The following is a 15,802-nucleotide window of genomic DNA, read 5'->3' as shown; positions in this document are numbered from 1 at the left end:
GGCCGCCTGCCGGCGATTCCTGACGACTTCGGAACGGCCGGCGCTAAAATGTTTATCACTCATGAGGTTTTCGAGCAAAGGAGCTGGTATGGATCTGACGCCTGCCTATGTGGCTGACAAGAATCGTTATGACGGTCGGATGCCTTATTCGCGATGTGGCCGCTCCGGCTTGAAGATGCCCCAGATCTCCTTGGGCCTGTGGCATAACTTCGGAGACATCTCCTCCTTCTCCATCATGAGGGCCATGTGCCGGACCGCCTTCGACGCCGGCATCACCCAATTCGACATCGCCAACAATTACGGGCCTGATTATGGGGCTGCCGAGCGCAATTTCGGCCGGATCCTGGCCATGGACCTCAAGCCTTACCGCGACCAGCTGCTCATCACCACCAAGGCCGGCTTCGATATGTGGCCTGGTCCTTATGGGGATTTCGGGTCCCGCAAGTATCTGCTGGCCAGTCTGGACCAGTCTTTGGGGCGGCTTGGCCTGGATTACGTGGACATCTTCTACAGCCACCGCATGGACCCGGACACCCCTTTGGAGGAGACCATGGGGGCTTTGACCCAGGCGGTCCGCTCCGGCAAGGCCCTTTACGCCGGCATTTCCAATTACGACGCCGTCACTACCGCCCGGGCGGCGCAGATCCTGCATGAACAGGGGACCCCCTTCGTCATCAACCAGGTCCGCTACAACATCTTCGACCGTCACATCGAGTCCGATGAGACCGGGGAGAAGTCCGGCGGCCTCAAGTCCGTGGCTCAAGAGGCCGGGATTGGCCTGGCGATTTATTCGCCTTTGGCTCAAGGCCTGCTGACCGACCGCTATCTGGACGGCATCCCCTCCGACAGCCGGGTGGGCCACGATCCCCGCTTCCTCCACCGGTCCGATGTGGCCTCCCGGCACGAGCAGATCCTCCACTTGAACGACCTGGCCGCCTCCCGCGGGCAAAGCCTGGCTCAAATGGCCCTGTCCTGGATCCTGCGCAACGGGGTGGATGGGCCGATTTCCACCGTCATCATCGGGGCCTCCAAACCGGCTCAGATCCTGGATTGCGCCCAGGCCGTGCAGAAGACCTCCTTCAGCCCGGAGGAGCTGGCCGCCATTGACCGGATCGCCCCCGCCAACTGATGATTCCCCTCCGCCCACCTGCGTCAAACCCGGCGCGGATTCCTTCGTCTGTCCCTCATCCCTCGCCGATAAGGAGGATCATGACCGATATCAAGAATGAAGAACCATCTTCGGATCCGTGCCCGACTTCGGACCCGACCTTGGGCCCGACCCCGGACCTGGCTTCGGGGCTTCCGCCCTTCCCCGGTCTGGTCCTACGTCCTTTGAAAGAGGAGGACGTGGATCCCTTGGCCCGGATCGTCCAAAAGACCTGGTTCAAGGCCGACCTGCCTTCCGACCCAGAAAGGGGGGACCCCGCCGGTCGGGGAGACCAGGCCTGGGAGGAATCCCGCGCCCAGCGCAGGCTCCAGGCGGCGAAGTTCGACTTCCTCTTTTACCTGCTCAAATCGACCCACGGTCTGGTGGCCCAGGTCGCGGGCCGGCCGGTGGGGGTCATCCTGGCCGACGTCTTCGTCCTGGATCCCCATGCCCACCCCGCCCTTGCGGGTCAGGACCGGCTTTACCGCGATCACGTCGCCTTCCTGCGTTCCTGGGTGCCGGACGGGGGCCGTTACGCGGACAGCATCATGAAGGACGACCGCGACACCCGTCGTCTTTACGACCAGCATCGATCCCATACCGAGGCGGAGGTGGTCCTTTTCATCGTCGACAAATCCGTCCGCGGCCAAGGCGTGGGCAAGAGCCTGTGGCTGGCCATGCTGGACCTTTTGGATCAGGCCGGGGTGAAGCGCTACTTCCTGTATACGGATACGGATTGCAATTACATGTTCTACGAATACCGGGGGATGCTCCGCATCGAGGAAAGGATCGGCGTGGCCGGTCCTCTGGGGGAGCCCCTGGATAAGTTCACCTATCTGGGGTCGCCTTCGGAGGATTTGTCGGATTAAGCCTGTGCCCAAGTGAGCTTCCTGGTCGTTTTGCCCTGTGACCAGCCTCCTCCCGCTCTTGTCCCTGGAATCGGGCATCATCATTTTATTCATTTGAAAATCGAAGGGTATACGGTATAAAAACGATAATTATACATCGCTTTTCATCTACTACCCCCGTGACGAAAGATTGTGATGACGATGACGGCCAGGAAGACGGAGGTATCCCCCTACCGGCGGATTTTCGCCTTGCCTGGGGCTGTGGCCTTTTCCTCAACCGGGGCTTTGACCCGCATGCCCATGGCCATGGTTTCCCTGGGCATCATCCTGATGTTGAACCAGCTTTATGACAACTGGACCACGGCTGGGGTCATGACCGCCGTCTACGTGCTTTCCGCGGCCTTGGTCACCCCGATTTACGCCCGTCTTTTCGACCGGTGGGGGCAAAAGAAGCTGGGTCTGGCCCTCACCCTCCTCCAGGTCCTCTTCTACGTCTCCTTCGCCCTGGCCGCCCAGGCCCGGGCCCCCTTGCCCCTCCTCTACCTTCTGGCCGTCCTCCTGGGACTGACCTCCTTCTCCGTCGGTGCCTTGGTGAGGACCCGCTGGGCTTGGGCCACGGCCCGGGAAAGCACGGACTCCCTGCTGGATACGGCCTATTCCTTGGAATCTGCCATCGACGAGACCGCCTTCATCATCGGTCCCATCCTGGTGGCCGCCTTGGCCACGGCAGTTTCCCCCACCTTGCCCTTCTATGTCTGCGCCGCCGCCAACGGGATCGGCGGTCTCATCTTTTTCCTCCTGCCGTCGGCGAGCCATAGGGCCATCGGCACGCTGACGGAGATCAAGGAAGCCGATCTGGGCCAGGATCGGGCGGAGCCGGGAGAGGGGTCTGCGGCCCTTCCTCCCGAGGCCGGATCCGCCCCGGAAGGGCCCCTGAAGGACGCTCATCCCAAGAAACTGGCCTTCCTCTACCCGGGCATCCTCATCCTATGCTTCGTTTTCATGGTCTTCAACTCCTCTTTTTCCGCTTTCGACGAAGCCATGACCGCCCTTATGCGTTCGTCCGGCCAATCCCGCTTCCTGGGGGTCCAGCTGGCCATGTTCGCCGTCGGTTCCTGCGCCGGCGCTTTGATTTTCGGCTCGCGCAAACATCAGGGCAATCCTTGGACCCGCCTCCTCCTGCTTATGGGTTTCCTCATGGCGGGATTCATGGGAATCGCCGTCTTCGCCCACTCCCATGACTTCCTGGTCATCGGCCTGATCGAAGTGGTCTTCGGCCTGTCCATCGCCCCCATCTTCGCCACCGGCAACCTCATGATCAAGGAGATCGTGCCCGATTCCTCCCTGACTGAAGGCCTTTCCTGGCTTTCGACGGCCAACACCATCGGGTCCGCCCTAGGGTCCGCCTTCTGCGGCCGTCTTCTGGATTCCTTCGGCCCAGTCTTCGGCCTGTCCAGCCTGTGGATTCTTCTTCTGGCCGCTTTCCTCCTCATCATCCTCGGGTACGCGCGCCATGGCCGCCGGCTGAACCGCCAGGGGTCACGATAGAATAGGTACCGTACTTTGTGCGACGCCTGATTCCACTCTTCTTGAGGAGGGTGGCGGGGGCGTTGGTAGACCGATTACACATGAAGCTAAGATATGGTGAGAAACACGAATAATTCCAATCAGACGAAAAGCGATGGCAGGGGCAAAGGCGGCAACGGCAAGGCCGGCGGCCGTCAGAACCAGGCCCGCCGGGGGAGGAAGGGCCAAGGCAGCCCCTCCCAGGTGGCTCAAGACATTCAGGAAGGGAGGATCGTCCCTCCTCCCAAGTACCGCAAGGGTTCCATGAGGATCGTCCCTTTGGGCGGCCTGGGGGAGATCGGCCGTAACATGAACGTGGTCGAATACAACGGCCATATCCTCCTCATCGACTGCGGCGTCCTCTTCCCTGAAGAAGAGCAGCCGGGCGTGGACCTGATCCTCCCCGATTTCTCTTATATCCGTCCCCGCCTGGATAAGGTGGAAGCCCTGGTCCTGACCCACGGCCACGAGGACCATATCGGCGGCGTCCCTTACCTTCTGCGCGAACGCCCTGACATCCCCCTGATCGGGTCCAAGCTGACCCTGGCCTTCGTCGAAGCCAAATGCCGGGAGCATCACATCGACCCCATCATGCATCCGGTCTCCGGCCGGGACAAGATGAAGGTGGGTCCTTTCAACCTGGAGTTCATCACCGTCACCCATTCCATCCCGGACGCCCTGGCCGTGTCCGTCAAGACCCCGGCCGGGCACCTGATCGACACCGGCGATATGAAGCTGGACCAGCTGCCTTTGGACCACAAGATCACCGACCTGCGTGAATTCGCCCGCCTCGGCGAACAAGGGGTGGACCTGCTCATGGCCGATTCCACCAACGCCGAAGTGCCGGGCTTCGTCAAGCCGGAGACCTCCATCGGGCCGGCCTTGGACAAGGCCTTCTCCGACGCCAAGCGCAAGATCATCGTCGCCTCCTTCTCCTCCCACGTGCACCGCGTGCAGCAGGTGGTGGACACCGCCCACAAGTACGGCCGCAAGGTGGTCTTCGTGGGCCGTTCCATGATCCGCAACATGGGGATCGCGGCCGACCTGGGCTATCTGCATCTGCCGGAGAACACGGTGGTGGACCTGAAGGAATCCCGCGACATCCAGGACGATAAGCTGGTCTACATGTGCACCGGCTCCCAAGGCGAACCTATGGCCGCTTTGGGCCGGATCGCCGACGGCAACCATCCGGACATCGCCATCAACGAGTTCGATACCGTCATCCTGGCCTCCTCCCTCATCCCCGGCAACGAGCATGAGGTCTACAAGGTCATCAACAAGCTGGCCCGTCTGGGGGCCCGGGTGGTCAACCGCGACAACGCGGCCATCCACGTCTCCGGCCACAGCAACGAAGGCGAGCTCCTGTACTTCTACAACATCGTCCAGCCCAAGTGCGCCATGCCCATCCATGGGGAGAACCGCCACCTGATCGCCAACGGCCTCATCGCCGTCAAGACCGGGGTGGACCCCAACAACGTGATCCTGGCCGAAGACGGGGACGTGGTGGACCTCTACCACGGTCAGGCGGCCATCGTCGGCTCCGTCCCCTGCGGTTACGTCTATGTGGACGGCGATTCCGTGGGCGAGATCACCGAAGACGAGCTGGAGAAGCGCCGGATCCTGTCAGAGGAAGGCTTCGTCTCCTCCTTCGTGGTGGTCGATACGGACAAGAAGGAAGTCGTCTCCGGGCCCAAGATCTTCATCAACGCCATGGCCGAAGACGTGAGCGATTTCCAGGACGTCCAGTCCCAGATCGTCACCGCCCTGAACGACGCCATGTTGCAGGGGACCACCGACACCTACCAGCTGCAGCAGAAGATGCGCCGGACCCTGGGATCATGGATTGGCCGCACCTTCCGCCGCCGCCGGCCTATGGTGGTGCCCGTGGTGGCTGATTTGGCTAAGGACCTGATCCCCCGGAACCGTTGATCGGGAAACCGGGACGTCCTAGGATCTCTGGCCGCGTCCCGGGTCATCCGCCCGTCACAGATAAGCCCCGGCGATCGGGGCGTTCGATAATTCAATAAAAAAGGAGAACAATGCCAGGAGCAAACCTCACTCGTCAGGAAGCAGAAGAACGTCGTCAGGTGGTGGCCGGGGAAATCCGCTACCGGGTCCATCTGGACCTGACCGGAAACATCCCCGGCCATGAGTCCGACGAAACGGGCGACAGCGGGAACTTCATCTCCACCTCCACCATCGACTTCGACGCCCAGCCCGATTCCAGCACTTTCCTGGACCTGATCGCCGACCAAGTCCGCGTGGTCACCCTCAACGGGACCCAACTGGACCCCGCCCAGGTCTTCCAGGATTCCCGGATCCTGCTGACCGACCTGCAAGAGCACAACTCGGTGACCGTGGTGGCCAAGTGCCAGTATTCCCGTACGGGCGAAGGCCTCCACCGCAGCGTGGACCCTTCCGACGGCAACGTCTACCTTTATTCCCAGTTCGAAGTGCCGGACGCCCGCCGCGTCTACGCCGTCTTCGACCAGCCTGACATCAAGGCCGTCTTCGACTTCACCGTGGCCGCCCCCGCCGATTGGACCGTCATCTCCAATCAGCCGGTGGCCTTCGAGCCCGAGTCCCCGGCCAACGACGAGACCGTCCGCTTCTGGACCTTTAGGTCCACCCCGGTCATGTCCTCCTACCTGACCGCCTTCTGCGCCGGCCGCTACGCCCAGTGGACCAGCGAGCACACCCTGGCCTCCGGTCGGGTGGTCCCCATGGGCATTTACTGCCGTCAGGCCTTGAAAGAGGCCGCCGCCCCCGATGTCGATTACCTCTTCGATGTCACCGCCAAAGGCATGGACTTCTACAACGAGACCTGGGGGGTGGAATACCCTTACGCCAAGTATGATCAGGTCTTCGTACCCGAGTACAACGCCGGGGCCATGGAGAACATCGGTTGCGTGACCCTGCGCGATTCCTACATCTACCAGTCCCAGACCACGGACGCCAACCGCGAGCGCCGGGTGGTGACCGTCCTGCACGAGCTGGCCCACATGTGGTTCGGCGACCTGGTCACCATGAAGTGGTGGAACGACCTGTGGCTGAACGAATCCTTCGCCGAGTTCACCTCCACCTTGGCCACGGCCGAGGCCACCGAATGGAAGGACGCCTGGGCCACCTTCACCTCCGGCGAGAAGAGCTGGGGCCAGGCCGAGGACGAAAAGCCGACCACCCACCCCATCACCGGCGAGATCAACGACATCCACGACACCGAGGTGGCCTTCGACGGCATCACTTACGCCAAAGGCGCTTCCGTACTCAAACAGCTGGTGGCATATGCGGGCCGGAAGGAATTCTTCCAGGGCATCCATAATTACCTGCAGAAGCACCAGTATTCCAACGCCACCCTCAACGACCTCCTGATCGAGCTGGAGGCCACCTCCGGCCGCGATATGAAGGCCTGGTCCAACCTCTGGCTGGAGAAATCCGGCATCAACACCATCGCCGCCTGCGTCGAAGAGAACGAGGACGGGACCATCAAGGAGCTGGCCCTGACCCAGACCGCTCCTGCGAAGAACCCCATCGTGCGTCCCCATCGTCTGGCCATCGGTTTCTATAACACGGACGAAAACGGCAAAGTGGTCCGCACCGACCGGATCGAGCTGGATGTGGACGGCGAGCGGACGATCGTGGCCGAGGCCGCCGGCAAGAAGCGCCCCGACCTGATCCTCATCAACGATGACGATCTGACCTACACCAAGATCCGCCTGGACGGCAAGTCCTTGTCCTTCGCCTTGCGCTATATGGACCGCCTGGTGGACTCCCTGCCCCGGGCCATCATCTTTCTCAGCCTGTGGGACATGGTCCGCAACGCCGAGCTACCGGCCGAATCCTTCATCTCCACCATGCTCAAGGCCTTGGTCACCGAGCATGAATCCACCACTTTCCGCAAGATCCTTGGCACCATCGCCACCGCCCGTCTTTTCTACGTGGCTCCGGCCCGGCGTTCCCAGGTCACCGAACGGGTGGCCGGAGAAATCTGGCACCTGGCTCAGGCGGCCGCAGCAGGCTCCGACGAGCAGTTCCAGCTTCTGACCTCTTACCTGAGCATGGCGGCCGGGCCTGAATTCGCCCGCCGCGCGGTTGGCTTCCTGGACGGGAGCTTGGTGCTGCCTGGCCTGGAGATCGACAACGACCTGCGGTGGAGCATCATCTTCGCCCAAGCCAAGGCCGGAGCCATCGACACGGCCGGAATCGAAGCCGAGCTGGCCAAGAAGGACACCACGGAAAACCGTGAGCACGCTTACTTCGCCAAGGCTGCCGTCCCCACGGCCGAAGCCAAGGCCTGGGCCTTCGATCAGGCCTTGCACAACGACCAACTGACCAACTCCCAGCTGGAGGCAGTGGCCAACGGTTTCGGGGCCAACGCCAACAATCCGGAGCTTTACGCCGGCTATGTGTCCCGCTTCTTCGACGGCATCGATTGGATCTGGGACCACAAGACCTTCCACATGAGCGAAGGCCTGATCTGCCCGCTCAATGGTTATGGCCTTTACCCGGTCTTCGCTCACGCCGCTGATCTGGTCCAGGCCGGCCAGGCTTGGCTGGAGTCCCATCCGGAGGCGCCCAAGGCCTTGCGGGGCATGGTCCAGCAGAATCTGGACGGGTCGGAACGCGTCCTACGCGTGCAGAAATACAATGAGGAGATCCAAGAGAATCAGGATTAGGGGCGGTTCCCCTCACAGACAGACTGCGGGGGAGCGCGCTGATCGCAATATGGCCGGCACTGGGCCAGCCAGAAGGAGGCAGATATGCCACGATTGTTTGGTACTGACGGCGCTCGGGGGCTCGCGAATGACTTCCTGACCCCCAAGCTGGCCTTGGACATGGGCGACGCGGCCGCCCGCGTGCTTGGCTCGACCCCGGACGATCAGGAGGAGGTGGGGAGCTCCAGTTCCCGCCGCCGGGCCTTGGTGGGGCGTGACACCCGCGTGTCCGGCGACTTCCTGGCCGCCGCCTTGTCCGCCGGCATGAGCTCGGCCGGCTTCGACGTCTTGGATGTGGGCATCATCCCCACCCCGGGCGTGGCCTATCTGACTTCCGTCCTCAACGTGGAGATGGGGGCGGTCATCTCCGCCTCCCACAACCCCATGCCCGACAATGGCATCAAGTTCTTCGCCCGCGGCGGCTTCAAGCTTCCCGATTCCAAGGAAGACGAGATCGAAGCCATCATGGGCAGCGACTGGGACCGTCCCACCGGGGCGGGGGTCGGCCGCATCTCCCATGATTCCGCCACCGCCACCAACATGTACATAGACCACCTGGTCAACGCCATCGCCCCTGTGGATGAGCACAACAACCGTCCCCAGCCTTTGCGCGGCCTGCGCCTGGTCATGGACTGCGCCAACGGGGCCACTTCCGTGGTCGCCCCCGAGGCCTTGCGCCGGGCCGGGGCCGATGTGGTGGTCATCAACGCTTCCCCCGATGGTTACAACATCAATGATCACGCCGGCTCCACCCATCCCGAGCAGTTGCAGGCCATGGTCAGGGCCTCCGACGCCCAGATGGGGGTGGCCTTCGACGGCGACGCCGACCGCTGCCTGGCCGTGGACGAAGACGGGCACATGGTGAACGGAGACCAGATCATGGGCATCCTGGCCCGGGCCTGCAAGCGCGAAGGCAAGCTGAAAAACGACACCCTGGTCATCACCGTCATGAGCAACCTGGGCCTGATCCTGGCCCTGAAAGAGATGGGCATCAAGACCGTGCAGACCAGCGTGGGCGACCGATACGTCCTGGAAGAGATGCTGAAAGGCGATTACACTTTGGGCGGCGAACAGTCCGGCCATGTGATCAACCGCGAATTCGCCACGACCGGCGACGGCACCCTGACCGCCCTGCGACTCTGTCTGGAAGTGGTCAAATCCGGCAAGAGCCTGAAGGAGCTGGCCGCCGACTTCCCTCAGCTGCCTCAGCGGCTGATCAACGTCCGCAACGTGGATAAGCTGGCCGCTTCCACCAACGCCACAGTACAGGAAGCCGTGGCCCGGGAGGAGAAGGTCCTGGGCGATACCGGCCGGGTCCTCCTGCGCGCTTCCGGAACCGAACCCCTGGTCCGGGTCATGGTGGAGGCCGCCACTCAGGAGCAGGCCGACCAGGTCTGCCAGCGCCTGGCGGACGTGGTCGCTTCCGAGCTGGCTTTGTAAATCCGGTCCGGTTTCACCAGACCCGGTTTCCTCAGACTCCACTTCAATCAGACTCCACTTCAGCCGGTTTGATTTTCGACCGGCCCGGTTATGACCAGCCTCATAGGAAAGGATGCAGTCATGGCTTGGAATCAAGCGAACATCGATAAGGACCTGGATAAGGAGGTTCGCGACCTTCTGGACGAGGCGGATGGCGATGGGACCCTGCCCATCGTGCAGATGGGGGAGCCCGTCCTTCGCCTGAAGACCGTCCCTTACCAGGGTCAGTTGACCGCCTCCACCTTGGATCTGCTCAAAAAGCGGATGCGCAAGACCATGCTGGCCGCCCCGGGCGTGGGTCTGGCCGGCCCCCAGATCGGTCTGGGCCTGGCCATCGCCGTGGTCGAAGACCATGTGAGGACCGTCGCCTCCGAAGCCGCTTCGCCTACCGATGAGGCGGCGGGCGACTTCGACGACGCCGACGACCCCCGTGGCATCTCCGACTTCCCTTTCCACATGATCATCAACCCGTCCTATGAGCCTTTGGATGACGAAACCGCCAGTTTTTACGAAGGCTGCCTCTCCTTCGACGGCTACCAGGCCGTGCGCAAACGGTGGCTGAACATCAGGGCCCATTGGTTCGATGAGGCCGGGGTGGAACATGCGGCCGAGCTGCATAAGTGGCCCGCCCGCATCTTCCAGCATGAGACCGACCACCTGTCCGGGGAAGTCTACATCGACAAGGCCGAGCTGAGGAGCCTGTCCTCTTACGACAACCTGGATGAGTATTGGTCTTATGACCCTGTCCCTGAAGAGGCGGCCGAAGTCCTGGGCTTCGACCTGTGACGATCTTCCGCTTCGCTCCTGCGGTCACTGGAGACTTTGGTCAGATTTCGGTCACTGGAAATACCAGTCACCAGGAATTTCGGGTAGTGAGAATTTCGGTCACTGGAAGTAGAACCCGGTGAAATCATACCGATGGACGGCCGTCGTATAGATCACGCCTGAGCCCATGCTGAAGGACTCCAAGAGGTTCCCCTGGGGATCGTAAATCCCCCAGGTCCTCTGCTGAGCCGAATTCGCCAGAATCAGCAAAGGGGCGGACCGACTCGTCGGCGGCTGGGAGAGGGGGATGACCTGGCTGTTGGAATACAGAGGGGAGTAAGGCAGGGGGAAGGAGGAGACCAGGGTGAAGGTCTTCGCTTTCTCATCCACCCGGTAGGCGGCGAAATAGGACCGGTAGTCGGTCAGATCCCCCCGGGTCGCCTTGTTGACCCCGGGGATGGCTTGCGACCAGGACATGTCCGGATTGGTGGGGCTGTAACCATAGTTGTTGTTGAACATGGTCAGGTAATGCTGGTCTTTGGTCAAAGCCGTCGTCTGGCGGTTCTTGTCCGGGACCGTTCCGGCTTGAGGGCTGGATCGGTCGTCCTCGTTCGCGGAATCCTTCTTTCTGGGGAGGGCCGAATCCTGGGCTATCCAAGCGTTGGCCAGGCCGTTGTCCATCTGCTCGACGCTGTGTTGCCCGGCGACCAGGGCGAAATTCCCGTCCTTGTTCAGGAGGGAGGAGGAGTAGACCGTGGTCTCCCACAAGGAGGCCGGGCCGGCGAGGTAGTCGATGGTCGGGCCGGTCACTTTCAGGATGGTTGAGGTCTCCCGGGAACTGAGCAGGAGGCTGCCTCCGGGCAGGTATTGGATGGAGTCCAGCTGGAGCCACCCCCATTGTTTGCTGGCCTGGGCGAGGGAGGTCTGCCTGGTGCTTCGGCGGTAGTCGGCCAGGATTTGGCTGAAATTCAGGTATTCGCGGCTGGAACCGGTGGCCGGGTCCACGGTGAGGATGATGTTGTTGGTGTCCTTCTGGGAGGTATCCGAAGCGATGAGCAGGAGGCGCCCCCGGTTGTCGAAGGTGAAGGTGTTGTTGACCTGATAGACCCGGGGCACGTTGACGATGGTCACCAGCCTGCCCAGGCTGTTCATGGCGCAGATCTGATGATAATCGCTGACGAAATACAGGAGGCCGCCCCGCTGGATCATGGTCCGCCCGTGGTTGGGGGACATGGGCAGCTCCGCCCGCAGGATTCCTTTGTCGTCGTAGAAGGAGACGTAATCCCGGTCCTGTCTGCCGGTTCCCAGGACGGCGTACAGGCTTTGGCCCAGCTCGTTTTCGATGCCGGCGTTGACCGCCTGCCCTTTGGCCGTCGTCTTTTTGGAGAGCTTGATTGGTTCCGTCCCCCATTTGTCCCCCATGACGTAGGTATAATCCTGGGTTTGCTTGTAGCCGTCCTCGTATGCGACGGTGAAAGTGACCTTGTTCTTCGTGGAAGGGACCAGGCCCACGACGTTGAATTCATGGCTGGTCTGGTAAAGCCGGCCTTGATGGGCGGCCCGGGTGAAGGAGGGGATGGCGGGGTCGTCGGGCGTGGTCACGGTGTAGGAGACCGAGGCCGGAGAGGGGGTGGTGAAGTAGACGTAGAGGGATGTGGTGTTGGTGCCGAACGGGTTCGGCTCGATGAGCATGTTGCGTGTGCCATGCGCTCGCCTGGACTTCTCCGTATTCAAACGGGCCTGGACCTGCTCCTGGTAATCGCTGGTGTAGATTTCCTGGATCCTTCGGGAGAGGATGGTCGTCGTATCGTAGGAGTTCTTGGCCTGGTAATAGATGCGTCCGGTCCATAGACTGAGGCCGATGACCAGGGCGATGACCAGGAGGGTGATGATCCACTTGGCCCTGGCCCTGCGCGGCCGGCCGGACAGGAGGGCCTTCTGCCGGGCCCGGGCGCTTTGGGCCTTTTGGAAGGCCTGATTCGCCCCGTGGGAGCGGGTCGTCGCCCGGCTGGGAGGGACGACGATGGCCCCGGATTTGGAGTAAGCCAGCGGTTTCTTTCCGCCGCTTTTCCCGGCTCGTTCGGATACTGCCTCAGGGCAGGAGGCGGCGGTCTTGCGACGACGATGGGCCATGGATCCTCCTGAATCGCTGGTTGACGCTTATCCTCCCCCGATTTTAGCCAGAGGAGACTATTTCGCCTAAAAAGCGGGGTGAGCCTGTCCATCCGCCCCCATCGGATGGACGAAGATCCTGGCCGGGTATCCGAGAACGGCGCTGTAGGCCTTCTCCGACCGGGCGGCCGCTTCCTTCACGTACTGGTACTCATTCCAGCCTTCAGCGTTCTCTGAGTCGGTATAGCTAAGCCAGAAGACGAGGGATCTGGCTGGGGCGAAGTTGGAGGAATAGGATTTGGGGTCGGCGGCGCAGCAACGCGAAGTCCAGTTATAAGCCAGGTCGGTGATGGGGAATTTATAGCGACGCGGGCTCTCGTAATGGGTGGTGTCCCGGAAAGTGCGCCCGGCGAGGGAGATGAGGATCTTACGACCGTCGGCCTGATCCATGGTGTTGTTTTTCAGCGTGGCCAGGTCGGCCGGGCTCAGCCTCTCAAGACGGATATTGCTTCTCAGATACAGGTAAGGGGAGAGAAGATGGGATTTGCTGCGGAAGTAGGTTTCGTGGCTCCCGTCTTTCCTCACCCGCTGAAGAGGAAGGCGCCGGTATCCGGCGACTTTCCTGCTTGCCAGGTCGGCATCCAGGGAGGCGATTCCGAGCTGTCCCTCCAACCAGGCGGACAGGGCCTGGTCATAGCGGGATTGCAGATCGAGGTATTGGGCCGTGACGGTTCCGGGCAGACGGGTGGCGGAAAGGTGGAAGGCCTTTTCCATATCGTAATCGTAATCCTGGAACCGTTCAAGGTTTTTGAAAAGATCTAGGGCATGGGCTTCCTCCCTGGCGCCGCCGATTCCCCTGCCCCCTATGGAGCGGAGGGAAGGGATGACGATCGCGAGGACGAGGGCGATCAGCAGGGGGATGATGATCAGCCATTTCAGATGGGAGCTTCTTGATTTCCTGGGTGCGGTCGATTTTCTTCGTTCCGGCATCGGTGCCTCTCTTCGTTTGTCTGACCGAGGCGGGTCCCGCGGTCGTATAAGACGATTATACGTCATGGCTGAGGGGAGGGGAACCGTATGACCGGGCTCTTCCCGGTCTCGCTCGCCCCGCCTACAATAGACAGAGGAAAAGGCATAAAGGTAAGGGATCGGCATAAACCGATGATGGCGGGAACGCCGAAGGATAAGGAGCCGGAACGACCATGGCGCAATCAAGCATAAGCAAGGATCAGGCGGGCCGAAGCGGACTGGAGGCCGCCGGACGGCGGTGGGCGGATCAGGCCGAAGACCTGGCCGGCCATCAGATCGTGTGCCCTCACTGCGGTCATGTTTTCACGGTCAACGAGGATGAATACCAAAAGCTCCTGGCCCAGGTCCGGTCCAAGGAATTCGAGCGGGAGCTCCATAAAAGCCTGGAGCAGGAGAAGGCCCGTCTGGAAAGCCAGCATCAGCTGGAGATGGAAAAGCGCCTGCATTCGGAACAATCCGAATTCGAGAAGCGGCTGGGGCAGAAGGATAAGGAGGTATTCAACCTCCAGACTCAATTAAGCCAGGCCCAGGACCAGCAGAAAATCGCTTTGGCGAAGGTCATCAGCGACAAAGACAAGGAACTCGCCGCCCTGCAGTCCCAGCTGGACAAGCTGGGTCTCCAAAAGGACAAGGAAAACCAGGAAAAGGTTGAAGCGATCAGGCAACGACTCGAAGAGGCCGAACGCAAGCTGGAACAGAGAAAGCACCAGGAGGAGTTGGATACTGTCCAGTGGAAGGAGCGGATTGATAAGCTGAACGACCAGCTTGCTCAAGCGGATGAAAAGCAGAAGATTGCGGTCGCGGGTGTCACCAGCGACAAGGACAAGGAACTGGCGGATCTGCGGGCCAAACTGGACAAGCTGGGCCTGGAGAAAGACAAGGAGGCCCAGGAGAAGGAGAACGAGCTGATCCGCAAGCTGGACCAAGCCCACAATGACCTGGCCATGGAGAAGCAGAAACGGGAGGCGGAACTGTCCAAACAGCACAGCCAGCTGGTCGAACAGGAGTCCTCTTATGAAGCCCGGCTCAAAGCCGCTCAGGAACAGGTGGAATTCTATAAGGATTTCAAGGCCTCCCAATCCACCAAGGCCATAGGCGAGGATTTGGAGCAATACTGCTATAACGAGTTCAATAAAATCCGGGCTACCGCCTTCCCCGGCGTCTACTTCGAGAAGGACAACCAGATTTCCCAGACCGGGTCCAAAGGCGACTTCATCTACCGGGAGACGGATTCCGAAGGCAAGGAGATTCTCTCCATCATGTTCGAGATGAAGAACGAGATGGAAACGACCGCCCAGTCGCAGAAGCACAAGAACGCCGATTTCCTCAAAGAGCTGGACAAAGACCGGCGGGAGAAGAAGTGCGAGTACGCGGTGCTGGTCTCCATGCTGGAACCTGATAACGAATTCTATAATTCCGGCATCGCGGACGTCAGCTATCTGAACGCTTCCTACCAGAAGATGTACGCGGTCCGTCCCCAGTTCTTCATCACCATCATCTCCCTCCTGCGGCAGGCGGCCTACCGGTCCATCGAGCTGAAGAGGCAGCTGGCCGAAGCCCAAAACCAGAACATCGACATCACCAACTTCGAAGAGGAGCTGGACGATTTCAAAGAGGCCTTCGGCAAGAATTACCTGTCTTACAAGCGAAACCACGACGAGGCCATCAAACAGATCGACAACGCCATCAACCGGCTGGAGGCGGTCAAGCGGGCGCTCAACACCAGCGAGAACCAGCTCCGTCTGGCGAACAACAAGCTGGACAAGGTGGAAGTGAAGAAGCTGATCCGGGGCAATCCGACCATGCGGGCCAAGTTCGAGCAGGCCCGCCAGCGGAAGGATGATGACCGGCGACAGTTGGAACCGGGCGGGGAGGACTAGACGCCGGAGCATCCGCCGCTGGGGACGCTTGGTGCTGGGGGTTGGCTCCGGGAAGACCGGGTCCTGGGGGCGCCTGCCGTTGGGGCGTCTACCATCTGAGGGGAAGTCGTTTGCCCGAAGAACATGCCTTGCTGTACAATTGCCCCATGACTGATCCAAGAGAGGCCGCTCAAGCGGAAGGGCTCGTCGTGAACCAACCTTCAAACCAGGTTTCAGGCCAAACATCACCAGGTTCAGCGTCGTACCGGTCCCCCGACAGGG

The 15,802-nt window shown here is 61.3% G+C and carries 10 protein-coding genes; 8 read left to right on the top strand and 2 right to left on the bottom strand.

All coding sequences use genetic code 11. The annotated features are described in order from the left end of the window. The first annotated feature begins 88 nt into the window (after window positions 1-88). The 7 genes from PSDT_RS06130 to PSDT_RS06100 all read left to right on the top strand — a co-directional run bounded on the left by PSDT_RS06130 (window position 89) and on the right by PSDT_RS06100 (window position 10,541). A complete protein-coding gene (locus PSDT_RS06130; protein ID WP_006288808.1) occupies window positions 89-1,129 on the top strand; it encodes an aldo/keto reductase in 1,041 nt (346 codons plus the stop codon). Between the two features lie 80 nt (window positions 1,130-1,209). Next, window positions 1,210-2,016, top strand: a complete 807-nt coding sequence (locus PSDT_RS06125; protein ID WP_006290185.1) for a GNAT family N-acetyltransferase — start codon at window positions 1,210-1,212, stop codon at window positions 2,014-2,016. A 180-nt stretch (window positions 2,017-2,196) separates the two neighbouring features. After that, the gene (locus PSDT_RS06120) at window positions 2,197-3,543 is read left to right on the top strand and encodes an MFS transporter (RefSeq protein WP_223293543.1); all 1,347 of its coding nucleotides are present in this window, start codon (window positions 2,197-2,199) and stop codon (window positions 3,541-3,543) included. Between the two features lie 93 nt (window positions 3,544-3,636). Then, window positions 3,637-5,490, top strand: coding sequence for a ribonuclease J (locus tag PSDT_RS06115; protein WP_006288811.1), 1,854 nt, complete (start codon window positions 3,637-3,639; stop codon window positions 5,488-5,490). Window positions 5,491-5,600: 110 nt separating this feature from the next. Then, window positions 5,601-8,237 carry an aminopeptidase N gene (gene pepN / locus PSDT_RS06110; protein ID WP_006288812.1) on the top strand — a complete coding sequence of 879 codons (2,637 nt, stop codon included), beginning with the start codon at window positions 5,601-5,603 and terminating at the stop codon, window positions 8,235-8,237. A gap of 84 nt (window positions 8,238-8,321) precedes the next feature. Then, window positions 8,322-9,716 (top strand): phosphoglucosamine mutase, encoded by a 1,395-nt coding sequence (gene glmM, locus PSDT_RS06105; protein ID WP_006288813.1) that lies wholly within the window; start codon window positions 8,322-8,324, stop codon window positions 9,714-9,716. A 120-nt stretch (window positions 9,717-9,836) separates the two neighbouring features. After that, a complete protein-coding gene (locus tag PSDT_RS06100) occupies window positions 9,837-10,541 on the top strand; it encodes a peptide deformylase (protein ID WP_006288814.1) in 705 nt (234 codons plus the stop codon). A gap of 99 nt (window positions 10,542-10,640) precedes the next feature. Here PSDT_RS06100 and PSDT_RS06095 read toward each other — a convergent pair whose 3' ends face one another. Both PSDT_RS06095 and PSDT_RS06090 read right to left on the bottom strand, forming a co-directional pair. Next, complete coding sequence (locus PSDT_RS06095) at window positions 10,641-12,653, bottom strand: aryl-sulfate sulfotransferase (RefSeq protein WP_006288815.1); 2,013 nt, start codon at window positions 12,651-12,653, stop codon at window positions 10,641-10,643. A 66-nt stretch (window positions 12,654-12,719) separates the two neighbouring features. Beyond that, window positions 12,720-13,622, bottom strand: a complete 903-nt coding sequence (locus PSDT_RS06090; protein WP_006290188.1) for a hypothetical protein — start codon at window positions 13,620-13,622, stop codon at window positions 12,720-12,722. Between the two features lie 212 nt (window positions 13,623-13,834). On the opposite strand from PSDT_RS06090, the gene PSDT_RS06085 reads away from it, so the two are divergent. After that, on the top strand, window positions 13,835-15,541 hold the full coding sequence (locus tag PSDT_RS06085; protein WP_006288817.1) for a DUF2130 domain-containing protein: 1,707 nt from the start codon (window positions 13,835-13,837) through the stop codon (window positions 15,539-15,541). Window positions 15,542-15,802: the final 261 nt, after the last annotated feature.

Origin of the sequence: Parascardovia denticolens DSM 10105 = JCM 12538, assembly GCF_001042675.1 — a bacterium.
GTDB lineage: Bacteria > Actinomycetota > Actinomycetes > Actinomycetales > Bifidobacteriaceae > Scardovia > Scardovia denticolens.
Note: the sequence above shows the minus strand (reverse complement) of the source record. Positions and strands in the feature narration are given on the sequence as shown.